The sequence below is a fragment of the Vreelandella rituensis genome (assembly GCF_003336665.1).
Classification (GTDB): Bacteria; Pseudomonadota; Gammaproteobacteria; order Pseudomonadales; family Halomonadaceae; genus Vreelandella; species Vreelandella rituensis.
The window spans coordinates 115,045-137,806 of the sequence record NZ_QPIJ01000002.1; the positions used below are offsets into that span (position 1 = coordinate 115,045).

The following is a 22,762-nucleotide window of genomic DNA, read 5'->3' on the forward strand; positions in this document are numbered from 1 at the left end:
GCGGCCGATGTAAAGCTTATCATTTGGTCGAGCATTCGGGGGCTTTAGCGTTTACGCTATTTACATGACAGTCCAAATATGGAAGTATTTTCCACAAAGTAACTTCACCCTGACCGTGGCCTCTCAATTCGCCCACGGGCATTCCACAGGAGAGATTCCATGAGCGAGCGTATCACGCGTCACCGCCTGCAGGTGGCCGCCGAGCTGGATCAGTTCATCACGGAACAGGCACTACCGGGTACCGGTATTGATGAAAGTGCCTTTTGGGCAGGTGTAGACGCCCTGTTTCACGACCTGACACCCAAGAATCAGCAACTGCTGAAAACTCGTGACACCCTGCAAGAAGAACTCGATACCTGGCATCGCGAAAACCCAGGCCCCGTACAGGACATGCCTGCCTATCGCGCCTTCCTAAAGAAAACTGGTTACCTTGTTCAAGCACCGGCACATGTCTCGGCGACCACCACCAATGTCGACCGTGAAGTCGCCGTTCAGGCCGGTCCCCAGCTGGTGGTTCCGGTAAGCAACGCTCGCTACGCGCTGAATGCTGCCAATGCCCGTTGGGGCAGCCTGTACGATGCGCTTTACGGCACCGATGTCATCTCCGAAGCCGATGGCGCCGAAAAAGGCACCAGCTTCAATCCCAAGCGTGGCCAAAAGGTCATCGCCTACGCGCGTGGCGTGCTTGACCGTGCCGCACCGCTGGCCACCGGCTCGCACCGTGATGCCGTGAAGTACGTGCTGCGCGACGAGCATTTGATCGTGACCCTGGAAGGCGGGCGTGAAACCGGCCTCAAGGACCCGGACAAGCTGATCGGCTTCACCGGCGATGCCGCCAAGCCCGAGACCATCCTGCTTGCCAACAACGGCCTGCACCTGGAAATCCAGATCGATCCGACCCACCCGATCGGCAAGACGGATCCGGCGGGCGTCAAGGATGTCGTCGCGGAAGCCGCCCTCACCGCCATCATGGATTGCGAAGACTCCGTCGCCGCCGTGGATGCCGAAGATAAAGTGGGTGTCTACAGCAACTGGCTGGGCCTGATGAAGGGCGATCTCGAAGAACAGATCGAAAAAGGCGGCAAGACCAGTACACGTCGGCTGCATGCCGACCGTACCTGGCAGACCACCGATGGCGGTAGCGTCACCCTGCCCGGTCGCTCCTTGATGTTCGTGCGCAACGTGGGGCATCTGATGACCACACCGGCGGTACTCGATGCCGACGGTAACGAGCTGCCGGAGGGGATTCTGGATGCAGTGATGACCTCGCTGCTTGCCCTGCATGACCTCAAGAAGGATGCCAGCCAGCCGCGCAATTCGCGTACCGGCTCGGTGTATATCGTCAAACCGAAAATGCATGGCCCCCAGGAAGTGGCCTTCGCCAACGACCTGTTCTCGCGCGTCGAAGACATTCTGGGCATGCAGCGTGACACCCTGAAAATGGGCATCATGGACGAGGAGCGCCGTACCACGGTCAACCTCAAGGCCTGCATTGCAGAAGCGTCGTCACGGGTGGTGTTCATCAACACCGGTTTCCTGGATCGCACCGGTGACGAGATGCATACCGCCATGGAAGCCGGGCCGATGATCCGCAAGGGCGACATGAAAAACGCTGCCTGGATCGGTGCCTACGAGCGCAACAACGTTCTGGTCGGTCTGGCCTGCGGGCTGCGTGGCCGCGCTCAGATCGGCAAGGGCATGTGGGCCATGCCGGATCTGATGCACGACATGCTCGAGCAGAAGATCGGCCATCCCAAGGCCGGTGCCAACACCGCCTGGGTGCCTTCACCCACCGCCGCCGCTCTGCATGCGCTGCACTACCATCAGGTCAACGTGACCCAGGTTCAGCGCGAACTGGAAGACCAGGGCGAGCCGGACCTTCTGGATGACCTGCTTAGCGTGCCGGTGGCGGAGAACGCCAACTGGTCGGATGACGAGATTCAGCAGGAACTCGACAATAACTGCCAGGGCATCCTGGGTTATGTGGTGCGCTGGGTCGAACACGGCGTGGGCTGCTCCAAGGTTCCGGACATCCACAACGTCGGCTTGATGGAAGACCGCGCCACGCTGCGCATCTCCAGCCAGCACATCGCCAATTGGCTGCACCATGGTATCGTTGACGCAGCGCGCGTCGAAGAGACCCTGAAGCGCATGGCCAAGGTGGTCGACAAGCAGAATGCCGATGACCCGACTTACACCGCCATGAGTGACGATTTCAACGCCTCCACCGCCTTCAAGGCCGCCAGCGACCTGATCTTCAAGGGTCGCGTGCAGCCTTCCGGCTATACCGAACCGTTGCTCCACGAATGGCGCCAGGTGCACAAGGCCAAGTAAGCGGCCAATACTGCACGACTCAGCCCCGAGCTCGCACCTCGGGGCTTTTTTAATTATGCTTTCTTACGTTAACGTTAACGGATCCTTACAACCACACCATCATCCAAGGATAACCCCAATGACCGTGATGACTGTCGAGCAAATCGAGCATTTTCTGGACGAGGTATTTCCCCAGCGCATGGGCAAGATCGAAGGTGTGGGTGAAATGAGCGCCACCATGCGCTTGAAGATCGGCAACCAGCACCTGCGCCCCGGCCCTCGGGTTTCCGGCCCCACCATGATGGGCTTTGCCGATGTCGCCTTGTACGTGGCGATACTGGCGCAAATCGGCCCGGAAGCGATGGCGGTCACCTGTGATCTAAATTGCCATTTCTTGCGGGCCGCCTCGGGCGATCACGACATTATCGCCCACGCCAAGCTGTTCAAGCTCGGCCGCCGGCTGGCGGTGGGCGAAGTGCAGATATTCTCGGCCAGCGACGACATCCGGCCAGTGGTGCATGTCACGGCAAGCTACGCGCTACCGGAACAACGCTAGGCGTTGGGTTCCGAAGAGCGGCGGCGCTCGGCCATCAAGGCCACCACCGCAAGCGCCAGCCAGCCGGCGATCAACAGCGCCCCACCGAGCGGGGTTACCAGGCCAAGGTTCCAGCCCCCCAGCGCCATGGCATACAGCGACCCCGAAAAAGCCAGCATTCCCAGCGCCCACAGCCCTAATACCCAGCGCTGGCCCGCCAGGGGCATGGACGCACGCCAAGCCAACACCCCAAGCATCGCCAGAGTATGCCAGGCTTGATAGCGCACACCGGTTTCAAACACCCCGACCATGACGGCACTGGCATGTGCCGCCATTCCATGGGCGGCATAAGCGCCGGCGATCACCATGACCGCACCGGAAAGCGCCACGCCCACCCACCATGCCTTGTCACGCATCCTTGTCTCTCCTGTTGGCATTGTCTTATTCCCCTTTTCCCATACCTTGGTCTTGTCTGAGCCGCTACAATAGGGGCGTTTTCATATCATTTGAGAGGATGCCATGCAGATTCAACTCAACGGCGAACCTCATGCGCTCGACAGCGCCGTCACGGCGGCCGACCTGGTCGAGACACTCGGGCTGACCGGTCGCCGTATCGCCGTGGAGATCAACGAGCAAATCGTGCCGCGCAGTCAGCTGGCCGAAACGCCTCTCTCCGACGGCGATCAAGTAGAAATCGTCCATGCCATCGGTGGTGGTTAAGCTACCGGCTTTATCTTGAGGAAACGTTCAATGACACAACAATTCAACGACAGCCCACTGACACTGGCCGGACAGACCTTTCATTCACGGCTGCTGGTGGGCACCGGCAAATACAAGGACATGCAGGAAACCGGCGAAGCGATTGCCGCCAGCGGCGCTGAAATCGTCACCTTTGCCGTGCGTCGCACCAACCTGGGGCAAGACGCCGAGGGGCCCAACCTGCTGGACGTGGTGCCTCCCAGCCGCTATACCCTACTGCCCAATACCGCCGGATGCTACACCGCCAAGGATGCGGTACGCACTTGCCGCCTGGCGCGCGAACTGCTCGATGGCCATAAACTGGTCAAGCTGGAAGTGCTGGGTGACGAAACCACCCTTTACCCCAACGTCGTGGAAACCCTGAAAGCCGCCGAAACCCTGCTGGCCGACGGCTTCGACGTCATGGTCTACACCAGCGACGACCCCATTGTGGCGCGTGAACTGGAAGCCATGGGCTGCTGCGCCATCATGCCGCTGGGCTCGTTGATCGGCTCCGGTCACGGCATCCAGAACCCGCATAACGTGCGCTTGATCGTGGAACAGAGCTCCGTCCCGGTGTTGGTGGATGCGGGTATCGGCACCGCCTCGGATGCCGCCATGGCCATGGAGCTGGGCTGCGACGGCGTTCTGCTCAATAGCGCCATCGCTCATGCGCGTGAGCCGCTGCGTATGGCCCGTGCCATGCAGCTGGCGGTACAGGCCGGACGCGACGCCTTTCTCGCCGGGCGGATGCCGCGCCGCCAGAGCGCTGAGCCGTCTTCCCCCTTTGCCGGTCGTATCAACAGCTGAAACCCGACCCCACGCTACTCGAGACCTCGTCAACTACCTCGCCCTAAAGGACGAGGCTTGTGACAGCAAGCCCGGTTGACCAGGGAAAGCGGTAGCCAACCCGCTACGTTTGCAATAGGTCGTCAAGACCCACCGCCGAATGCTTCGCTCAGTGCGGCGCTCTGGAAGATCAGGATCATGCTGGTGAAAGGTAAAGCGCCGTAGGTTCTGGTCGCTACCGCAAGGTAGGAGCCGGTTGCAGACATTCCCGGGGGGAGACAGGTTGGAAGACCTGCGTCACCAGGCCCGTAAGGGTTCTATTTAAGAAGGAAATCGCATGGCGGTGTTCGTATTGGGAAAGAACAAGCAGCCGTTGATGCCGTGTAGTGAAAAGCGCGCCCGACTGCTGCTGGAGCGTGGCCGGGCGGTGGTGGTGAACCTGACGCCTTTCATGATCCGCCTGCGTGATCGCTGCCAGCGCGACTGCACCTTACAGCCGACGTTGCTGGGCATTGATCCGGGCAGCAAGGAAACCGGCCTGACGCTTATGCGCCTGGAAGACAACGCAACGGACGAGCAGGCACCGGCGATCCGTCATGTGCTTTGCCTGTTTCAGTTGGTGCATCGGGGCTTCCAGATTCGCCAAGCCTTGGAGCAACGTGCCGGTTTTCGGCGTCGGCGTCGCAGCAAGAACCTGCGCCATCGCAAGCCACGCTTCGACAACCGGACGCGCAAGAAAGGCTGGCTACCACCCAGCCTGCAACACCGGGTCGATACCACCATGGCCTGGGTGGGCAAGCTGTGCCGCTGGGCGCCGGTGACTCACCTGAGCATGGAGCTGGTGCGTTTCGATCTGCAGAAGATGGAAAACCCCGAGATTTCCGGCATTGAGTATCAACAAGGCACGCTCCTGGGCTATGAGGTGCGTGAATACCTGCTCGAAAAATGGGGTAGAAAGTGCGCCTACTGCGGTACCGGTGATACGCCCCTGGAGATCGAGCATGTGGTAGCGAAATCTCGGAACGGCTCTAGCCGGGTGGCCAACCTGACCATCGCCTGTCACGACTGCAACCAGGCCAAGGACAGCCAGTGGCTTGCTGATTTCTTTGCCACCAACAAGGGACTCAAGAAACGCCTCAAAGCCAATGGCTTGTCGGCGGAAGTCCGCCTTGAGCGCGTCCAGCGCCAGCTCAAATTACCGCTGCGGGATGCCACTGCCGTCAACGCCACCCGCTGGGCACTGTTCGGTGCAATGAAGTCCACTGGTCTACCCGTCGCCGTGGGCAGCGGCGGTCGCACCAAGTACAACCGTCAGCGCCTGGGTATTCCCAAGACCCATGCGCTGGATGCGGCCTGTGTCGGCAAGTTCGACACCCTGAAAGGCTGGCGGGTACCCACCCAGGTCATCAAGGCCATGGGGCGCGGCCGTTATCAGCGCACCCGGCTCGACAAGTTCGGCTTTCCGCGTGGCTACCTGATGCGCCAGAAGCAAGTGAAGGGCTTTCAGACCGGCGATAGGGTCAGGGCGATTGTCCCGGCCGGCAAGAAGGCCGGCACGCATACGGGTCGCGTGGCAATCCGCAAGACTGGCAGTTTCAATATTCAAACCGAACAGGGCGCGGTACAGGGCATCTCCTGGCCCTACTGCACTCTGTTGCAACGCGGTGATGGCTACGGCTACCACCAGATACCCACGACTCAACACTAAAGGAGGCGCGGACAGGGAATCCCGAGTCGTGCGGCGCACGACGCGCTATCCCTCCCGGCGCTAAAGCAACCGGGTTTCCCGCGCAAAACGATGATAGAACCATACGACAACGTCGGTAACGAAGAAACGGCTGCGGAAAATAGCGGCCCGGAAAACCCGGACGCCCCGCTGCATCGGCGCGGCATCAAAAGCTACGTGATCCGCGGCGGGCGCATGACCCAGGCCCAGACCCGCGGGCTGGAAGCTATCTGGCCGCGTCTGGGCGTCAGTCTTGCCGACGGCCTCCAGGACCTTGATGCCCTGTTCGGGCGCCGGGCGTCACGCGTGGTGGAAATCGGCTTCGGCATGGGCAATTCGCTGATCGAACAGGCCGAGAGCCACCCTGAAACCGATTTCATCGGTATCGAGGTGCATGCCCCAGGCGTGGGCAAGTTGCTCGATGAAGCCGACAAGCGCGGTCTGACCAACCTGCGCATTTATCGCGAAGACGCCTTGGCGGTACTCGAGCAGTGCCTGCCGGAAGGTTCGATCGATACATTGCAACTGTTCTTCCCCGACCCCTGGCCGAAGAAGAAGCATCACAAGCGGCGTATCGTGCAGCCGGCCTTCGTCGAGTTGATTCGGACCCGCTTGAAGCCCGGTGGCAACTTTCACCTGGCCACCGATTGGGAAGCCTATGCCCAATGGATGGCGGAGCTCATGGACGCCGCTCCCGGCTTCGCCAATACCGCCGAAGCATCGAGTGCCCCTTATGTGCCCCGCCCGGCCTTTCGTCCGCTCACCAAGTTCGAAGCCCGCGGCGAACGCCTGGGTCACGGCGTATGGGATCTGATCTACCAGCGTAGCGACTGAAAACGGCGGCTCTATCAGCCTCGAGTGCTGTGACTCTTCCATGAAACCAGGTCTATCAGCACTCGATGGTATTGACCGCCAAGCCGCCACGGGACGTTTCCTTGTATTTATCCTGCATGTCGGCACCGGTATCGCGCATGGTGCGAATCACTTTGTCGAGCGAGATGAAGTGTTCGCCATCGCCCCGCAAGGCCATCTGAGCGGCATTGATCGCTTTCACCGACGCAATGGCATTGCGCTCGATACAGGGGATCTGAACCAGCCCTCCTACCGGGTCGCAGGTCAACCCCAGGTTATGTTCGAGCCCGATCTCAGCGGCATTCTCGACCTGACCCACGCTGCCCCCAAGCACCTCGGCAAGGCCGGCAGCGGCCATGGCACAAGCCGAACCGACCTCTCCCTGACACCCTACCTCGGCTCCTGAAATTGACGCATTCTTCTTGCACAGGATGCCCACGGCCCCGGCAGCCATCAGAAAATCCACCACGTCTTCCTCTCGGGCTTTGTCGTGAAATTTCATGTAATAGCACAAGACTGCCGGGATAATGCCCGCCGCCCCATTGGTAGGCGCCGTCACCATACGCCCCCCGGCGGCATTCTCCTCGTTTACCGCCAGCGCGAAGACATTGACCCAATCCATGGCCGAGAAGGTCGAGGCAAATACGCTGTTATCCTCCTCCATGACCAGCAAACGACGGTGCAATGCCGCTGCCCGGCGTTTCACTTTTAACCCGCCGGGCAGAATGCCTTCATGTTGAAGACCGGCCTTTACGCACGCCTGCATGGCTTCCCAGATTTTTCGAAGCCCGGCACGAACCTCGGCTTCGCTGCGCCAGGCCATTTCGTTGGCCATCATCAGTTGGCTGATACGCAGGCCATGCCGGCGACAAAGCCTCATCAATTCAGCCGCCGAGTTGAAGTCATACGGCAAGGGCGTGGTATCGCTATCCAGCTCACCGGTGCTGGCCTGCGCCTCGTCGATGACGAAGCCACCGCCCACCGAATAATAGGTGTTGCGGTACAGTTCGCCATCCCGACTGTAGGCGATCAAACGCATGGCATTGGGGTGATGCGGCAGGCTTTCCTCGTGCAATTGCATATCCCGGCACCAGTCGAAGGCAACCGCCAGGTGGCCGTCGAGCTGCAAGGTTTGGGTGGCTTGTAGGGCCTCGATGGCGGGCGTGATCATCGCCGGGTCGATATGGTCGGGGCGCTGCCCCATCAAGCCCATGATCACGGCCCGGTCGCTACCATGGCCAAGGCCCGTGGCGGAGAGAGAACCAAACAGCTGTACTTCCATTCTTGCCACACGCCTCAGCCGGTTGGCGTCGCGCAGTGCCGCCACGAAGTCGTAGGCGGCACGCATCGGGCCTACCGTATGCGAACTCGACGGCCCAACGCCGACCTTGAAAAGATCGAATACACTGATGGACATCTCGTTTGCTCCAAGGCGACATCGAGCATCGCCATCAACTCAATATTTAGCTGAACTCTATCTGGCAGCCATGCATGAGCCCGTCTAAATCATAAAGGAAACTATCAATATGGCCAGCTGCCTAAAATAGGCGTTTTCGCTATATTCAACGCACTTTGCACTGGGCACAATCGATAATATCTTTCCTACACTTTAGCAGAACTCAAACATGAACCGTCAGCTCAACGCCCAGACCCACGCCTGGCTAAAAGTTTTCGCGGTCAGCGCCAGACACTTATCCTTCACGCGTGCCGCCGAGGAATTGAATGTCACCACCGGCGCCATCAGTCAACAGATCAAGCAATTGGAGAAGCGGCTGGGCTTCAAGTTGTTCCTGCGTCGCCCGCGCCAGCTTGAGCTGACCGAAGAAGGCAGCCGTTTGGCCGCCGTGGTGGATGAGGCTTATCAAGCGGTGGGGCTCGAGGTTAAACGGCTGCGCTCCGGGGTGATGAGCGGTATCATTCGGCTACGTAGCGTGCCCTCTTTTCTAGCCCGCTGGCTGATGCCGCGCTTGCCACGCCTGCAGGCGCGCTTTCCCGATATCGAGCTGCATCTGCTGGCCGAAGACAGCACCATCTCGCTGCGTGACGTCGACTTTGACTTGGCCATCGACCTCAACGATGGCCAGATTCCAGGGTTTTCGATCACGCCGTTGATGGAGGAGTACATCTTTCCCGTCTGCTCTCCGGCGCTGCTACGCAAGCACCCACCGTTGCGCCGCCCCGAGGATCTGGCCGAGTACCCCTTGCTGCATGACGTCACGGCTTGGCGTGGTAGCCATGACTACGCCGAATGGGAATATTACTTGCAAGCCATCGGTGCCCCGCATGTCAACGTGCAGCGTGGCTACACCTTCAACCGCAACCAGCTGACCATTGGAGCGGCGACCGCCGGCATGGGCGTGGCCATCGCTCGTCAGACGCTGATCAGCGGCGAGCTGGAAAGCGGCACCTTGGTTGCGCCTTTCTCCGAGCGGGTCGCCACCGGCATGCATTACGGTATCCTGAATAGCCCGGGCGCTCTGGATGATCCCCGGGTTCTGGCGGTGCATGACTGGATCGTCAATGAGGCGCGCAGCCCTGTTCCACTGGGCTGATGTGTAACCTACACGGGGGCATGGCATAAAGCTGGGGGGGCGTTGCGAAAAAAGAAAGCCGCCCTGCAGGAGGGCGGCAAAAGACCGTGACTAGCAATGAGAGGGAGAAACCATGACAGAAACTGGCAAGTTCCGTCTTGGTCGTGTAGCGCCTCACCAACGCCACACCCACACTGTAATCATTCTCATTTAACGCGTCAATAATAATGCGAATCTTTTTTATTTAGTTTTTCTCATCCTCCCGCCAGGCGTAGCCAGAGAGGCAACGTGACCATGGCCAAGAGTGTCTGACCGGTAATCAAGGCGGCCATCATTTCAGCATCACCGCCCAATTGGCGCGCCAAGATGTAGGCTGATGTGGCCGTGGGTAGCGCGGCGAACAGCAAAGCAACATCGCGGCTGACCGTATCCAGCCCCAGTAATGTCGCCAGCACTAGCACCATTAGCGGCATCAAGCCCAGTTTGATCATGTTGGAGGCAACGAGGCCGCGATCAAGACGCAACAACGCCATCGGGCGCAGCGCCACCCCCACCGCCACCAACCCCAGCGGCAGTGCCGCGCGCCCGACAAGCTCCACGGCACCTCCGCTCCAGCCGGGCAAGCCCACCCCGGAAAGATTCAACGTAATGCCTGCAATACAGGCCAGGATCAAAGGATTGCGCGCCAGAGCGGCAAAACTCTTGCCCAGGCTGGAAGGCCCCAACGTACCGGCAGCGATAAAGCTTCCCACACACAGCACATTGACCACCGGCACCATTAAAGCCACCGCGACCGCAGCTGTGGTGGCGCCCAAGCTGCCATGCAAGGCCGCCGCTCCGGCGACGCCCACATAGGTATTGAAGCGTACCGCCCCCTGAAATACCGAGGTGAAGGCCGGCGCCTCCAGCCCGAGCCAGTGACGCAGCCGCCACAGCAAGAAACTGCCTAGTAGAATGGCGCCCAACAGCACCAATGCCAGGCGGCCTACCGGCACCTGGTTGACGTCGGCAGTGGCCAGAGTGGACACCAACATGGCGGGGAACAACAGGAAATAGATCAAGCGTTCCATCTGCGGCCAGAAAGTGGCACTCGGCTGGCGCCAATGGCCCAGCAAGGCACCCAGTAGAATCAGCAAGAAAAGTGGCCCCAGCGCACCCGCAACACTTCCCATTATGGTTATTCCTCCTCGTATTCTGCGACATCCCGGCACAGGGGCTTCACGCTAAATGCTGCTAGTATGGAAAACACTTTCCGCCACACTTGCGTAGTCACTTATTCTGCCATGAACACCACTCCGGAATCCGCCGGCGCATCGCCAGGCTATCCCATCCTACGGCTGTTGACGTTACTCACCTGCCTGGCGCTTGCCGTCAGCGGCTGGTATTTACTCACGCATTGGCTACGTGACGATACCAACGTAACCTGGTTTCCTGCCCAGCCGGGGTGCAATTTGCATGAAGCACCCTGCTCGGCGACGCTGGGTAAACATGGTCGCATTTCCCTGGCCATCGATACGGAAGGCCATATCGAGGCGCTACAACCCCTGCCCTTGAACCTGCATCTGGAAGACATTCAGGCAAGCTCTGCCGAGGTGGATTTCGTCGGGCGTGACATGGACATGGGCCTGCACCGTTTTCCGCTTGAAAAAACCGCACCCAATCTGTTTTCAGGGATCGGCCAAGTGGGTATATGCACTCAAGCAGTCATGCCTTGGCGTGCCCGTGTGATTATCGATACCCCACAGGGCAAGATGGGCAGCTGGTTCGATTTCGACGTAACCCGGAGTTAACGATGTCACGAAAAATACTCGGTCTGGGAATCGGCGCCGTTACGCTTGTATTGATAGCGTTCGGCGGCATTGCCTGGTACGACCACCAGCAAGCCTCTTCCTCCAATGGGGATATCATCGGCGGCCCGGTAGAGTTACCGTCCACTCAAGGCGATTTTTCACTGACCCAGCTGGCCGACGACCAGATCGCTGTACTCTCGTTCGGCTATACCTACTGTCCCGACATCTGCCCCATGAATCAGTCGGTCAAGCGTCAGGCATTACAGAAACTGAGCGCCGAGCAGCGTGAAAGAGTCGTGCCGGTGATGGTTTCCGTCGACCCGGAGCGCGATACACTGGAACGCCTGAAGGAATACATGGGTTATTTCGGCGAGGAATTTATCGGGGCTACCGGCAGCCAGGCGCAGCTTGAAGAACTGGCTGAGCGCTACGGGGTGATCTGGCGGCGGGTAGAGACGCCGGAGTCGTCCATGGAATACACCATCGACCACAGCGCCTCATTATATCTGGTCAACCCTGAGGGCAAGCTTCTTCAGCGAGTGCTGTATTCACCCACCCCCCATGCCCTGGTTTCAGCGCTTCAAGGCGTGCTGGAAGGTTGAGAGGGGCCCTCTCTTGAGACGCCCCTCGTCGTGAGAAGGGCTCTATTGAGATGACCTCTCGGTAGATTCCTGCAGACGCGACAGCATGGCCATCAAGGCTTCGATTTGAGTACCGCTGCGTGTTTCATGCAGGGGACTTATCTGCCAGGTGCTTTCGGCAAACCCCCACCAGTCCCAACAGCCCTGGGGGTTGCCCAAAGTGGTGGTTGCCTGGGGATAAAGTACCACTTGCTCATGTTCAAGTGCCCAACGGTTCAAGCCACTGTAACGCACAAAGGTCTCACCGATCTGTTCATGGCTCATCTGGCAGCCATGCAGCGCTAGTGTTACCCCACAATCGCCGTCGGCACAGCCCGGCGGCAGGAACAGGTAGCCCACGTCAGCCAGTCCCTTGGCATCGAATTCCGCCTGATCGAAGCGCAGTAATTCACCGTCCTGCCCAGAGGCTTGCGCCTCCCGCTGAGGATGCAGCCACTCCATCATATCGTCGGCAACACCCTTGTCGCAGGATAAAACGTGGCTTCCCCCACCTTCCTGACAGTCTCCCAACGTCTCGGGCGCTACGGTTTCCTCTTGGGGCAGGCGTACCGGCCAGCCATGTCCCGCCTGTTCATCGCGCACCACCTTGAGCTGCTGGTCAGGCGCATCCAGCCAGGTGGAAAACTGCTCCGCCAACGCATCGCTCAACCTGGGGTCGAACACCGGATCATTCTCGCCATGCCAAATGAAGACCTTCAGTTGGCTAAGCGCCTCTCGGCTACCGATTTCGCCGCGCTCGGCATAATCCTGGCGACGCTGCTCCAGTTGGTCGAGATCAGGCAATCCCCGGCGCGTCATCATGCATTGATTCAACGCCAGGCTAAGCGAGCCTTGCGAACAACCCCAGGGACCGGCAGCCAGCACGCCCAGACCGTTAAAACGCTCTGGCCAAGCCACTGCCAGCTGGCTGGCCATATATCCCCCGGAGGATACCCCCACCACACTCACTTGCTCGGTAGAGGTTGCCAAAGCAGGCAACGCCATCGGGGTTTCAGCCGTTTCCTCCGCATGCAGTGACGCTGACATTCCCAGACCCATCAGCACACAAACTGTCATGGTGCGTTTCATGGCGGTTACTCGACGTCCAACAATTCCACGCGGAACGTCAGTGTTTCATTGGGGCCGATGGGACCTTGGCCTTGAGCGCCATAACCGAGTTCGGCGGGAATATAGACCATCCAGGTGTCGCCTACGCTCATCAGCTGCAGCGCTTCCTGCCAGCCTTCGATCACTTGGCTGACCTGAAAGCTGACCGGTTCACCGCGATCGTACGAGCTATCGAATACGGTGCCATCCAGCAGCATGCCTTCGTAATGAACTTCGACGGTGTCTTCAGACCCCGGTGTAGCGCCGTCTCCAGCCTCGACCACTTCGTATTGCAGGCCGGATTCGGTTACCTTGACTTCCTCGCGAGCGGCATTCTCTTCCAGGAAGGTCTCACCGACGTCCAGGTTGGCTTGAGCAGCCTCCTCCTCCTCGGCCTGACGAGCTTCCAGAGAGCGTTGCTGAAAAGCCATCAAGGCGTCGGACATCTGCTCTTCGCTCAAGGCAAGTTCATTGCCTTCAAAGACATCACGCATGCCTTGGGTAAAGGTATCCATGTCCAGATCGCTGATGTCTTCCTGCATGCTTTCGCCCAAGGTTACCCCAAGGCTGTAGGCCAGTTGTTCTTGCTCGGTTTCCGGTGCGGCCAACGCCAAGGGCGAGGCGACCAACAGACCTGTCAGAACAGTAGAAGAAAGCAGTGTTTTCATTACATAACCTTAATTAGACGATTGATAAGAAAAAGCTAAAAAGAAAAGCTAATAGGAAAAAGCGCCATGCATCAATAAATAACCAGTTTCACACAAAGCCTAACACCAGCGGGCCGAGGCTGCATCCGCCTCGGCCCGCTATCAGTACGAATCAGAAATCTCGGTAAGACGTCTCGATCACACCACCAGTGTAGGACAGTGTGCCGAGCCCGCCACACGTTGCGCCACACTACCCAGCAACGCACCTTTTTCGCCATTGGTGCCTTGGGCACCGATCACGATAAGGTCACAATCGTGCTTGAACGCAAAACGCGAAATAATGCGCGACGGCTGCCCTCCCTTGATAAAGGAACGCACACTAAGCGCATCAACCCCAAGCTCGATAGCGTGCGCCTTGGCGTGCATAGCGATTTCCGTGGCGTACTCCTTGAGTGCTTCATCAGGTATATCGAGTTTGGCCGGACGTACCATGGAAAGCGATGCTTCAAGCAAACTGTGATGTTTGAAGACACACAGCAAATAAAGTTCGGCACCGGTCAACAAATGTAGCGCTGCCGCTTTTTCCAGTGCGTTCAGGGCGCCCCTCGAACCATCCACCGGTACCAGTATGCGATTGAACATTCAGCGACTCCTTATGGATGGTTACCGGAAGGCCAAGTCACGCAAGAACAGCGCGATTTGCGGGAACATGATCAACAGTGCCGCAGCCAATATCAGCATGAAAACAAACGGAGGCGTGCCTTTTATCACATCCCAGTAGGGCCGCTTGAAAATCGCGATGGCTGTGAATATGTCGCACCCGAAGGGCGGTGTCGCCGACCCTATCGCAACCTGCAAGGTGATCAAGATACCTACCAACACCGGGTCCAGGCCTGTCGACGCCACGGCCGGTGCAAAGATCGGCGTCAACACCAGGATCACCACGATGGGGTCGACGAACATGCAAGCTACGAAGAAGGCGATACAGATGGCGATCAACACCCCTGTAGGCCCAGCCTCGTTGACCCCGACGGTTTCGAGGATAGCCTGTGGAATCTGGGCGAACGAGATGATCCATGAGAAACCGTTGCCCACTCCCACTAGGATAAATACCACCGCGGTGATCAGGCCGGTGGATTTGGCAATCGCATAGATATCGTTCATCTTCAGCGAGCGGAACACCACGAACTCAAGCAGAATGGCATAAAGCACACAGGCAGCGGCGGCTTCCGTAGGGCTGAAAATACCGCCGTAGATGCCTCCGACGATGATCACCGGAAAACCCAGCGGCCATAATGCCTGACGCACGGCGGAAAGACGTTCCCGCCAGGTGGATTTGGGCTCGGTAGGCACGTCACGTATCACCGCGTAAAGCACGCAGTAAGCTGAAAACATCAAGAGAATCAGCAGCCCTGGCCCGATACCTGCAATGAACAGCTCGGCGATCGACGTACCGGAAATGACCCCATAGATGATCATGCCGATACTCGGCGGGATCAGAAAGGCAATATCACTGGCATTGATGATCAAAGCCAAGGTGAAGGAGTCGGAATAGCCGGCCTTGAGCATCTTGGGGCGCAAAGGTGAACCGACGGCGACTACCGTGGCCTGAGTGGAACCCGAGACAGCGCCGAACAAGGTACAGGAAGCGGCGGTACTCACTGCAAGCCCACCTTTCACGTGCCCGATAAAGGACATCACCATGGCGATAAGGCGATTCGCCGATTGGCCACGCGTCATGATGTCGGCGGCAAGGATGAACATGGGAACCGCGATCAGCGAGGCTGGGCGAATACCCGCCACCATCTGCTGAATAAAGGTCTCCATTTGACCCAAGCCATTGAACATCATGTAAAAACCGATGACCGCCGCGGTTATCAACGGCACCATCATGGGAAAGCCCAGCAACAGCAAGGCAATCATGGTCACAACCATTATCGTCGTCATTATTCGTTCCCCCGGGCATGACGCCCTAGATCAGACTTCCGTTTCCGTATCCTTGTAACCATCAAGTACAGCGGTCGATAGATACACATCACGCGTTGTCATGTTCTTGATAGCCGTCAGCAGGTACTGGATACCCGTGATCAAGAACCCCAATGGCACCCAGATATAGATCACCCAGATCGGGAATCCCAACGCCGGAAGAATCCTGCCTCGCGAATAGAGGTCAAGAATGTAGTAGATCGAGTAGTAAAGCAGGAAGAACATCACCATCGCGGTGAACAGGGAGATGAAAATCATCAGCGCCTTGCGCCCTCCCACCGGGAGCGCATCGTAAATCGCCGACATGCGGATATGACGACCGTGACGCGCCGCATAACCGACCCCCGCAAAGGTGATCATGATGATCAATATCCGATTGATTTCACCGGAAAAGAAAATGCTCTCCCCGAATACGAAACGGGCAATGACATTGGCAATGGTGTTGAAAGCCATCAACAAGACGCCCATTGCTAGAATGACTGCTTCAAGTTTGCTGATTAGCGTATCGACCGTGCCGAGTACCCCCGGAAGGCCGGACCGGTAATTTCTTTCATTTTCTTCATCAGACATGGCCGCACTCCCTTTTCTGCAGCTGATGCAGTAAAAACATGGCTTCCTAGCAGCTTACCGGCAAAGCCCCTGTTGGTATGCCGTTCGGTTCAACGCTGGCTGGACGCAGATACAGATACAGGTACAGGTACAAACGACAAGGGGGCAGCTTAGCTGCCCCCTTGTCACTTGCTCTTGCCAGTAATATCAGTCCTCGGTCACTGCTTCGAGGTCTTCATGGAACTGGTTCAGCAATTCACGGCCGCCTTCGCCCGTCATTTCGATGTATTTTTCCTCAACCTGCGGGGCACGTTCCTTGAATGCCTGCATCTGCTCTTCGGTGAGACGGGTCACTGTCACTTCATCGGAGGCTTCCTGGATCTTTTCCAGTGATCTTTCGGCCAACCCTTGAATGTGCTCGATGGTATGGTCGTAGGCCGCATCAGAGGCATCCTGGACCAACTGCTGGTCGTCCTCGGAAAGCCCTTCGTAGAAGTCCTGATTGGCCATCATCGCGGTAGTGAACCAGCCGTGACCGGTGAAGGTCAGGTGTGGCGATACTTCATAAAGACCGCCGGACTCGATCCAGAAGATCGGATTTTCCTGGCCATCGAGAATGCCTGTCTGCAAACCGCCATAGACTTCGCCCCAAGGCAGCGGCGTGGCGGTGGCGCCGAAGGCATTGTAGGTCTCGGCCAACAGCGGATTGGTCATCACGCGGATTTTCTTGTTATCGAAGTCCTCGGGAGAAGTAATCGGCTCGTCGGCTGTCACCACCATTTCGCCTTCCGGGTACATCTGCAGCAGTTCCAGGCCGTGCTCTGCGTATAGCTCCGGGAACATCTCGTTGATGGCTTCGCTTTCGTCGAAGAACTCGAGCACAGTTTCCATATCGGTAGGTAACAGATAGGGAATGAAGAAGATTTGCGCCTCGGGAATCAGCGAGCCGGTAAAGCCGGGGGACTGGTTGACGAATTGCAGGATACCACTCTGCGTCTGCTCCATGATGTCATCCGACTCGCCCAGCTCGCCGAAGCGGTAGACCTGAACCGAATGATCGGAATTCTCTTCGATATAATCCTTGAAGGCATGAGCGAACACATCCTGAACGTCACCTTCGTATTCTTCGTGGGCATAACGCCAGTTGTCGGCATAGGCGGCTGCCGATAGACCAAATAGCAGGGCACCAATACTTGCGGTGGTTAGAAGCTTGCTTGTTTTCATCAATTGGGCTGTTTTCATCAAGTCGTTCCCCTTGCAATAGGTTGCATAACCATTGGCTATGCAGATTACCCGAAGCGGTATCACCACCCGGCGTTTAAGCAAGATGGCAGTCATTTCAGACGTAATTTGAATTCAGGCTAGCGCGCTACATGCAGGGGGTCAAGCTGTCGCCCCAACGTCTGCCAGGCACTTTCAAGGGTTGAGGCTGAATAATCCAGCGCTTCATCCCGGTCTGCTTGGTCTTGCGTAACCACTTGGTTTTTTAGCCACCAAGCACTGTCACCCGGGGATACTGGCATCACTCGCAAGCGAGCTTCAAAGGTCGTTTCGTCCAACGCCCACTCCTGCCAGCGTTGAAGGTTTTCACGCTCCGCCAGAAGCTCCGCCTGCTTGAGCGTTTCTCTCAGCGCCATCACCCCTTGCCTGGTAGCTGCCTCGGTTTTGAGCCCACGACGCAACTCGCGTAACACAGCAGTGACCTCATGCTGCCAACGCAGGCGTTCTTCCTGGTACTTTTCCACCAGCTCAGGCGAGGCCTGAAGGCCGTGACTATACAGCCAGCCATGAAACAGCAATTCGCATACATCCACCCCGGCCTCGTCCTGCAAGCGCAGGCAAGCGGCTTCAACACCGGGGCATGAGTACCATTTCAAGGCAAAGTCCCACAGAGGAGTCTGCTCCAAGTGCGCCAATCGGTTAGAATCACCCATCGTATTACCCTTTGATTCGGGAGCCTGCATGATCGCACTGCGCCAAGTTGCCCTGCAACGCGGCACCCAGCCGCTACTGGAAGACGCCGACCTTACCCTCAATGACGGCGTCAAGGCCGGCATCATCGGAGCCAACGGGGCCGGTAAAACCAGCCTGTTCAAACTGTTGCTGGGTGAACTGGGTCCGGATCGTGGCGATATTCACATGAGCGGGGGCCAGCGAATCGCTCATATGGCCCAGGAAGTGGAGACACTCGACCGTGCCATTCTCGACTACGTTCTGGATGGCGACCATGCCTTGCGCGAAGCCGAAGCTCAACTGGAAGACGCACGCCGGCGCGACGACGCTCACCGTGAAGCCGAACTGCACGGCTTGATCGAAACCCTGGACGGCTATCGTGCCGAATCCCGCGCGGCCCAGTTGCTGGTGGGGCTCGGCTTCGTCCAGGCAGATCTCAAGCGTCCATTATCGGCTTTTTCCGGGGGCTGGCGGATGCGCATCAATTTGGCACGCACCTTGTTCATGCCCTCGGATCTATTGCTGCTCGACGAGCCCACCAACCACCTGGATCTCGATGCGCTGTTGTGGCTTGAGCAGTGGCTCGGCCGTTATCCCGGCACCTTGCTGCTGATTTCCCACGACCGAGATTTTCTCGATGCGGTCTGTGATCACATCGTTCACGTTCATCAGCAGCAACTGACCCTGTATCGCGGAAATTATTCACGTTTCGAGCGTACCCGGGCGGAGAAACTTGCCCTGCAACAGGCCGAAGCCGCCAAGCAACAGGCGCGCCGCGAGGAAATCGAGCGTTTCATCGCCCGCTTCAAGGCTCAGGCCACCAAGGCCCGTCAGGCACAAAGCCGGGTCAAGATGCTGGAACGCATGGGCACCATTGCCATGGCCCATGTCGATTCACCCTTTCACTTCACCATTCCTGCCGCCGACAAGACATCTCACCCCCTGCTGGTGCTGGATGACGCTCGGCTGGGCTACCGCGACAAGGATGGCAACGAGAACGTACAGCTGGAGCAAGTGAAGGTGTCACTGCTTCCCGGCCAACGTATCGGTTTGCTTGGCCCCAATGGCGCGGGTAAATCCACCTTGATCAAGTCGCTGATCGGTGACTTACCGCTTCTTTCGGGCAAGCGGGTTCCCGGTGAGCATCTGGCTATCGGCTATTTTGCCCAGCATCAGCTGGAAAGCCTGGACCTTTCCACCACCGCATTCGTGCATGTTCAACGCCTGTCGCCTACCGCCAGCGACCAGGAAATTCGCAACTTTCTGGGGGGCTTTGGTTTTCATGGAGACGACGCCTTCGGCAAGGTGGCGACCTTTTCCGGCGGGGAGAAAGCCCGGCTGGCGCTGGCCCTGGTCGCCTGGGAAAAACCCAACCTTTTGCTGCTGGACGAGCCCACCAACCACCTCGACTTGGAAATGCGCGAAGCCTTGACCGAAGCCTTGGCGGCCTTCGAGGGCACCGTCATTCTGGTCTCTCACGACCGTCACCTGTTGCGCGCCACGGTGGATGAATTCTGGCGCGTGGCCGACCATCGCGTCGAACCATTCGATGGCGATCTCGAGGATTATCGCGCCTGGTTGAAGACGCGCCTGGAAAACGTGCGCCGCGACAGCCGCAGCGAAAAGGCCGAACGCCAGGCGGAACAGGGAGGCGGTGAAAGCCGCGAAGAGCGCAAGGCCGCACGCAAGGCCGGCGCCGAACTTCGGGAAAAATTGCGTCCGCTCAAGCGCAAGCGCGATAAGGTCGAACGGGAGATGGAAACCGCTCAGCAGGCACTCAGTCAGGTGGAAGAGCAGCTCGGCGATGCCGACCTCTATACCGATGGCGCACGCAAGGAAGAGCTGACTCGGGTATTGGCGCGCCAAGCCGAACTGACCACCCGCCTCAATGCCGCCGAGCAACAGTGGCTTGCCGCCGAAGAGGAACTCGAAGCCATGGAGGCACAGTTAGTTTCCAGCAGCGAATGAACACATGCTGAAAGTCGCAAGCTTCAGCTTTCGAGCAGGAACGTCACCGGGCCGTCGTTGATCAGCGATACCTGCATGTCGGCACCGAATTGTCCACTGGCGACAATCGGCCAGGCACGCCTTGCCTGGGCAAGCAGGTAACTAAACAATTGCTCACCCTCGGCGGGCACGGCGGCACTGGAAAAGCCGGGGCGCAGCCCTTTGCGCGTATCGGCGGCCAAGGTGAACTGTGGCACCAGCAATATGCCGCCCTCTACTTGCTGCACGTTGAGATTCATCTTGCCGTCGGGGTCGCTGAACACCCGGTAATGCAGCAACTTGTGCAGCAGCTTGTCAGCCGCCTCTTGGCCATCCTGCTTTTCCACTCCGACCAGCACCAGCAGGCCCTGGTCGATGGCGGCTACGCTGGCCCCGGCGACGCTGACATCCGCCCGGCTGACACGCTGAATCAATGCCTTCATGTTGTCTCCTTCTCTACGATTGACCGCTTACCACCAACCATGAAAATGATGCACCGGACCCTGGCCCTTACCCACTTCCAATCGGTGGCTTTGCGTCAAAGCCTCGCTCAACCAGGCCTTGGCGAAGGCCACCGCCGGGGATAATGCATCGCCTTGAGCCAACCGTGCGGTAATCGCGGAGGATAACGAACAACCGGTGCCGTGAAGATTGCGGGTCTCGACACGCCTGCCTTCCATCCATTCGCAGCTATCCGCGTCGATAAGCAGGTCGGGGCAGTCGCTTTGCTCCAGGTGACCGCCTTTGAGCAACACGGCTTTCGCCCGCAGTCGACGCAGGGCAGGCACCAACGCCAGCATTTCTTCGCGGCTTCGGGGAACCGCTGTCCCCAACAAGACGGCGGCTTCCGGCAAGTTAGGCGTAATCACATCCGCCAGAGGCACCAGAACGTTACGTACGGCAGTGATGCCGGCGTCATCCACGAGCGTATCGCCACTCTTGGCCACCATGACCGGGTCGAGCACCACCCAGCGCGGCCGTTGGCGGGCCAAGGCCTGCGCAATCACCTCGGCGACCTCAAGGCTCGCCACCATGCCAATTTTTACCGCATCGATGCGCACATCTTGCAACAGGGTGTCGAGTTGTTGGCCGATAAATCCCGCCGGAACAGGGCAGACGCCGGCCACCCCTTGAGTATTCTGGGCGGTCAGCGCGGTTATCACACTGGTGGCATAGGTCCCCAGGGCCGAAAACGTCTTGATATCTGCCTGGATACCGGCACCGCCCGAGGGGTCGGAGCCGGCAATGGTCAATACATTGGGAATAAAGTTTTTTGCCATGACATCCTGCTTTGCGGTTCTTGAAAGCTGTTTTTAAATCATTGCTCTTGAAAACATCTGCTCTTGAAGACACCTGCTCTTGAAAAGATCGTGTTGAAAAGAACGTGCCTCAGTGTACGCAAAAAGCCGCCCGGAGGCGGCTTGGCTTGGTATTGGAGGGGCTTTTTAATCCCGTCAGATCACTCGACGGTGCCGCCTTCCGGGTTGCGAGCATTGTAATAGGCCTGCTCAGAAATCGCATGATAGTTGACGACCTTGTCCTGAAAGTCACGATACGATTCATGGATGCGACCTGCCAGCTCACTGGATTCGGCCAGCTCAGCCACCACATCTTCGGAGTGCTCGCGGGCCTGGTCCAGCACGTCGTCAGGGATGCGACGCAGTTCGACGTCGTGCTCGTTGATCAGCGTTTCGAGCGCATCGTTGTTACGGGCGGTGTACTCGTCCAGCACCGAGGCATTGATGTCGCGTACCGCCGTTTTCAGGATCGCCTGCAGATCGGCAGGCAATGATGCCATGGCTTCTTCGTTGATGATCGCCTCGAACATCACGGTCGGCTCGTGCCAGCCCGGATAATAGTAATAGTCCGCTGCCTGGTGCAGACCGAAGGCCAGGTCGTTGTAGGGACCGATCCATTCGGTGGCATCGATGGCACCGGACTGCAGTGAGGTGAATATCTCACCACCCGGCATGTTGACGATAGCCACACCCATGCGATTCATCACTTCCCCACCGAGGCCGGGCATGCGCATTTTCAGGCCGTCCAGATCATCGACGGAATTGATTTCCTTGTTATACCAACCGCCCATCTGCACACCGGACGCCCCGGCGACCAGCACATCGACACCGAAAGGCTCGTACAGCTCATTCCACAGCTCCATGCCTCCGCCGTAATGCAGCCAGGCATTCATTTCCTGGGCATTCATGCCGAACGGTACCGCGGCGAAGAATTGCGCGGCTGGTGCCTTGCCCTTCCAGTAGTAAGAAGCGGAATGTCCCAGTTCGGCAGTGCCTTCGGATACCGCATCGAATACCTCAAAACCCGGCACTAGCTGGCCGGCACCGAAGACTTCAATGGTGAGACGGCCATCGGACATTTCCTCGACCAGTTCCGCCAGACGCTCAGGGCCTTGGCCAACCCCCGGGAAATTCTTGGGCCAGGAAGTGACCATTTTCCACTCGAAGGTTTCCTGGGCCTGAGCTGCATTATCGAAGCTTGATACCACCATCATTCCTGAAGAGGCGACGGTGGTCATGGCCACGGCCATGGCAAGTGACTTGAGTTTCATGCGATGTACCCTGGTTTTGTTATGAACATTGTTTCGAGATGCCCGTTACCGAGCAAAGGTGCATTGCAGCA

The 22,762-nt window shown here is 58.4% G+C and carries 23 protein-coding genes; 10 read left to right on the forward strand and 13 right to left on the reverse strand.

Going from position 1 to position 22,762, the window contains the following annotated elements; genetic code table 11:
* Positions 1–159: 159 nt before the first annotated feature.
* Both DU506_RS02330 and DU506_RS02335 read left to right on the forward strand, forming a co-directional pair.
* On the forward strand, positions 160–2,334 hold the full coding sequence (locus DU506_RS02330) for a malate synthase G (protein ID WP_114485345.1): 2,175 nt from the start codon (positions 160–162) through the stop codon (positions 2,332–2,334).
* Positions 2,335–2,452: 118 nt separating this feature from the next.
* Positions 2,453–2,869 carry a PaaI family thioesterase gene (locus DU506_RS02335; RefSeq protein ID WP_114485346.1) on the forward strand — a complete coding sequence of 139 codons (417 nt, stop codon included), beginning with the start codon at positions 2,453–2,455 and terminating at the stop codon, positions 2,867–2,869.
* On the opposite strand, the gene DU506_RS02340 is transcribed toward DU506_RS02335, so the two are convergent.
* Positions 2,866–3,264, reverse strand: a complete 399-nt coding sequence (locus DU506_RS02340) for a DUF423 domain-containing protein (protein WP_114485347.1) — start codon at positions 3,262–3,264, stop codon at positions 2,866–2,868. The two genes, DU506_RS02335 and DU506_RS02340, sit on opposite strands and share 4 nt — an antisense overlap.
* A 103-nt stretch (positions 3,265–3,367) precedes the next feature.
* Between DU506_RS02340 and thiS the strand changes: the two genes are divergently transcribed.
* From thiS to trmB, 4 genes are all read left to right on the forward strand, one after another.
* A complete protein-coding gene (thiS, locus tag DU506_RS02345; RefSeq protein WP_114485348.1) occupies positions 3,368–3,568 on the forward strand; it encodes a sulfur carrier protein ThiS in 201 nt (66 codons plus the stop codon).
* A 30-nt stretch (positions 3,569–3,598) separates the two neighbouring features.
* Entirely contained in the window at positions 3,599–4,396 is a 798-nt protein-coding gene (locus DU506_RS02350) for a thiazole synthase (RefSeq protein WP_114485349.1), read from the forward strand.
* Positions 4,397–4,712: 316 nt separating this feature from the next.
* The gene (gene iscB, locus DU506_RS02355) at positions 4,713–6,083 is read left to right on the forward strand and encodes an RNA-guided endonuclease IscB (protein WP_114485350.1); all 1,371 of its coding nucleotides are present in this window, start codon (positions 4,713–4,715) and stop codon (positions 6,081–6,083) included.
* Between the two features lie 90 nt (positions 6,084–6,173).
* Positions 6,174–6,935, forward strand: coding sequence for a tRNA (guanosine(46)-N7)-methyltransferase TrmB (gene trmB / locus DU506_RS02360; RefSeq protein ID WP_114485351.1), 762 nt, complete (start codon positions 6,174–6,176; stop codon positions 6,933–6,935).
* A gap of 55 nt (positions 6,936–6,990) precedes the next feature.
* Here the strand turns inward: trmB and DU506_RS02365 are convergent, their stop codons facing one another.
* Positions 6,991–8,370, reverse strand: a complete 1,380-nt coding sequence (locus DU506_RS02365; protein ID WP_114485352.1) for an L-serine ammonia-lyase — start codon at positions 8,368–8,370, stop codon at positions 6,991–6,993.
* Between the two features lie 208 nt (positions 8,371–8,578).
* On the opposite strand from DU506_RS02365, the gene DU506_RS02370 reads away from it, so the two are divergent.
* A complete protein-coding gene (locus DU506_RS02370; RefSeq protein WP_114485353.1) occupies positions 8,579–9,505 on the forward strand; it encodes a LysR substrate-binding domain-containing protein in 927 nt (308 codons plus the stop codon).
* Positions 9,506–9,738: 233 nt separating this feature from the next.
* Here DU506_RS02370 and DU506_RS02375 read toward each other — a convergent pair whose 3' ends face one another.
* A complete protein-coding gene (locus DU506_RS02375) occupies positions 9,739–10,656 on the reverse strand; it encodes an AEC family transporter (RefSeq protein ID WP_114485354.1) in 918 nt (305 codons plus the stop codon).
* 66 nt (positions 10,657–10,722) lie between these two features.
* Between DU506_RS02375 and DU506_RS02380 the strand changes: the two genes are divergently transcribed.
* Entirely contained in the window at positions 10,723–11,274 is a 552-nt protein-coding gene (locus DU506_RS02380) for a hypothetical protein (RefSeq protein WP_235825404.1), read from the forward strand.
* A gap of 2 nt (positions 11,275–11,276) precedes the next feature.
* The gene (locus tag DU506_RS02385; protein ID WP_114485355.1) at positions 11,277–11,876 is read left to right on the forward strand and encodes an SCO family protein; all 600 of its coding nucleotides are present in this window, start codon (positions 11,277–11,279) and stop codon (positions 11,874–11,876) included.
* A 42-nt stretch (positions 11,877–11,918) separates the two neighbouring features.
* Here the strand turns inward: DU506_RS02385 and DU506_RS02390 are convergent, their stop codons facing one another.
* From DU506_RS02390 to DU506_RS02420, 7 genes are all read right to left on the reverse strand, one after another.
* Complete coding sequence (locus DU506_RS02390) at positions 11,919–12,983, reverse strand: alpha/beta hydrolase family protein (protein WP_114485356.1); 1,065 nt, start codon at positions 12,981–12,983, stop codon at positions 11,919–11,921.
* Between the two features lie 5 nt (positions 12,984–12,988).
* Positions 12,989–13,669 carry a BamJ family beta-barrel-assembly machinery protein gene (locus DU506_RS02395; RefSeq protein WP_114485357.1) on the reverse strand — a complete coding sequence of 227 codons (681 nt, stop codon included), beginning with the start codon at positions 13,667–13,669 and terminating at the stop codon, positions 12,989–12,991.
* A gap of 177 nt (positions 13,670–13,846) precedes the next feature.
* Positions 13,847–14,290 (reverse strand): universal stress protein, encoded by a 444-nt coding sequence (locus DU506_RS02400; protein WP_114485358.1) that lies wholly within the window; start codon positions 14,288–14,290, stop codon positions 13,847–13,849.
* A 21-nt stretch (positions 14,291–14,311) separates the two neighbouring features.
* Positions 14,312–15,595, reverse strand: coding sequence for a TRAP transporter large permease (locus DU506_RS02405; protein ID WP_114485359.1), 1,284 nt, complete (start codon positions 15,593–15,595; stop codon positions 14,312–14,314).
* 30 nt (positions 15,596–15,625) lie between these two features.
* A complete protein-coding gene (locus tag DU506_RS02410; RefSeq protein WP_114485360.1) occupies positions 15,626–16,204 on the reverse strand; it encodes a TRAP transporter small permease in 579 nt (192 codons plus the stop codon).
* A gap of 186 nt (positions 16,205–16,390) precedes the next feature.
* Positions 16,391–17,407, reverse strand: coding sequence for a TRAP transporter substrate-binding protein (locus tag DU506_RS02415; protein ID WP_114485436.1), 1,017 nt, complete (start codon positions 17,405–17,407; stop codon positions 16,391–16,393).
* Positions 17,408–17,544: 137 nt separating this feature from the next.
* Positions 17,545–18,117 carry a TIGR02444 family protein gene (locus tag DU506_RS02420; protein ID WP_114485361.1) on the reverse strand — a complete coding sequence of 191 codons (573 nt, stop codon included), beginning with the start codon at positions 18,115–18,117 and terminating at the stop codon, positions 17,545–17,547.
* A 28-nt stretch (positions 18,118–18,145) separates the two neighbouring features.
* Between DU506_RS02420 and DU506_RS02425 the strand changes: the two genes are divergently transcribed.
* Positions 18,146–20,104, forward strand: a complete 1,959-nt coding sequence (locus DU506_RS02425) for an ABC-F family ATP-binding cassette domain-containing protein (RefSeq protein WP_114485362.1) — start codon at positions 18,146–18,148, stop codon at positions 20,102–20,104.
* 23 nt (positions 20,105–20,127) lie between these two features.
* Here DU506_RS02425 and dtd read toward each other — a convergent pair whose 3' ends face one another.
* The 3 genes from dtd to DU506_RS02440 form a co-directional block, all read right to left on the reverse strand.
* The gene (gene dtd / locus DU506_RS02430; protein WP_114485363.1) at positions 20,128–20,565 is read right to left on the reverse strand and encodes a D-aminoacyl-tRNA deacylase; all 438 of its coding nucleotides are present in this window, start codon (positions 20,563–20,565) and stop codon (positions 20,128–20,130) included.
* Positions 20,566–20,592: 27 nt separating this feature from the next.
* Positions 20,593–21,402 (reverse strand): bifunctional hydroxymethylpyrimidine kinase/phosphomethylpyrimidine kinase, encoded by an 810-nt coding sequence (gene thiD / locus DU506_RS02435; protein WP_114485364.1) that lies wholly within the window; start codon positions 21,400–21,402, stop codon positions 20,593–20,595.
* 179 nt (positions 21,403–21,581) lie between these two features.
* Positions 21,582–22,691 (reverse strand): TRAP transporter substrate-binding protein, encoded by a 1,110-nt coding sequence (locus DU506_RS02440; RefSeq protein WP_114485365.1) that lies wholly within the window; start codon positions 22,689–22,691, stop codon positions 21,582–21,584.
* Positions 22,692–22,762 lie beyond the last annotated feature (71 nt).

Bases quoted from the DNA above. Each gene is read 5' to 3' on its own strand.
- DU506_RS02340 (WP_114485347.1), bottom strand. From the start codon at position 3,264: ATGCGTGACAAGGCATGGTGGGTGGGCGTGGCGCTTTCCGGTGCGGTC.
- DU506_RS02380 (WP_235825404.1), top strand. From the start codon at position 10,723: ATGGAAAACACTTTCCGCCACACTTGCGTAGTCACTTATTCTGCCATG.
- dtd (WP_114485363.1), bottom strand. From the start codon at position 20,565: ATGAAGGCATTGATTCAGCGTGTCAGCCGGGCGGATGTCAGCGTCGCC.
- DU506_RS02405 (WP_114485359.1), bottom strand. From the start codon at position 15,595: ATGACGACGATAATGGTTGTGACCATGATTGCCTTGCTGTTGCTGGGC.
- iscB (WP_114485350.1), top strand. From the start codon at position 4,713: ATGGCGGTGTTCGTATTGGGAAAGAACAAGCAGCCGTTGATGCCGTGT.
- trmB (WP_114485351.1), top strand. From the start codon at position 6,174: ATGATAGAACCATACGACAACGTCGGTAACGAAGAAACGGCTGCGGAA.
- thiS (WP_114485348.1), top strand. From the start codon at position 3,368: ATGCAGATTCAACTCAACGGCGAACCTCATGCGCTCGACAGCGCCGTC.
- DU506_RS02375 (WP_114485354.1), bottom strand. From the start codon at position 10,656: ATGGGAAGTGTTGCGGGTGCGCTGGGGCCACTTTTCTTGCTGATTCTA.
- DU506_RS02370 (WP_114485353.1), top strand. From the start codon at position 8,579: ATGAACCGTCAGCTCAACGCCCAGACCCACGCCTGGCTAAAAGTTTTC.
- DU506_RS02440 (WP_114485365.1), bottom strand. From the start codon at position 22,691: ATGAAACTCAAGTCACTTGCCATGGCCGTGGCCATGACCACCGTCGCC.
- DU506_RS02415 (WP_114485436.1), bottom strand. From the start codon at position 17,407: ATGAAAACAAGCAAGCTTCTAACCACCGCAAGTATTGGTGCCCTGCTA.
- DU506_RS02335 (WP_114485346.1), top strand. From the start codon at position 2,453: ATGACCGTGATGACTGTCGAGCAAATCGAGCATTTTCTGGACGAGGTA.
- DU506_RS02400 (WP_114485358.1), bottom strand. From the start codon at position 14,290: ATGTTCAATCGCATACTGGTACCGGTGGATGGTTCGAGGGGCGCCCTG.
- DU506_RS02420 (WP_114485361.1), bottom strand. From the start codon at position 18,117: ATGGGTGATTCTAACCGATTGGCGCACTTGGAGCAGACTCCTCTGTGG.
- DU506_RS02330 (WP_114485345.1), top strand. From the start codon at position 160: ATGAGCGAGCGTATCACGCGTCACCGCCTGCAGGTGGCCGCCGAGCTG.
- thiD (WP_114485364.1), bottom strand. From the start codon at position 21,402: ATGGCAAAAAACTTTATTCCCAATGTATTGACCATTGCCGGCTCCGAC.
- DU506_RS02425 (WP_114485362.1), top strand. From the start codon at position 18,146: ATGATCGCACTGCGCCAAGTTGCCCTGCAACGCGGCACCCAGCCGCTA.
- DU506_RS02390 (WP_114485356.1), bottom strand. From the start codon at position 12,983: ATGAAACGCACCATGACAGTTTGTGTGCTGATGGGTCTGGGAATGTCA.
- DU506_RS02350 (WP_114485349.1), top strand. From the start codon at position 3,599: ATGACACAACAATTCAACGACAGCCCACTGACACTGGCCGGACAGACC.
- DU506_RS02385 (WP_114485355.1), top strand. From the start codon at position 11,277: ATGTCACGAAAAATACTCGGTCTGGGAATCGGCGCCGTTACGCTTGTA.
- DU506_RS02395 (WP_114485357.1), bottom strand. From the start codon at position 13,669: ATGAAAACACTGCTTTCTTCTACTGTTCTGACAGGTCTGTTGGTCGCC.
- DU506_RS02365 (WP_114485352.1), bottom strand. From the start codon at position 8,370: ATGTCCATCAGTGTATTCGATCTTTTCAAGGTCGGCGTTGGGCCGTCG.
- DU506_RS02410 (WP_114485360.1), bottom strand. From the start codon at position 16,204: ATGTCTGATGAAGAAAATGAAAGAAATTACCGGTCCGGCCTTCCGGGG.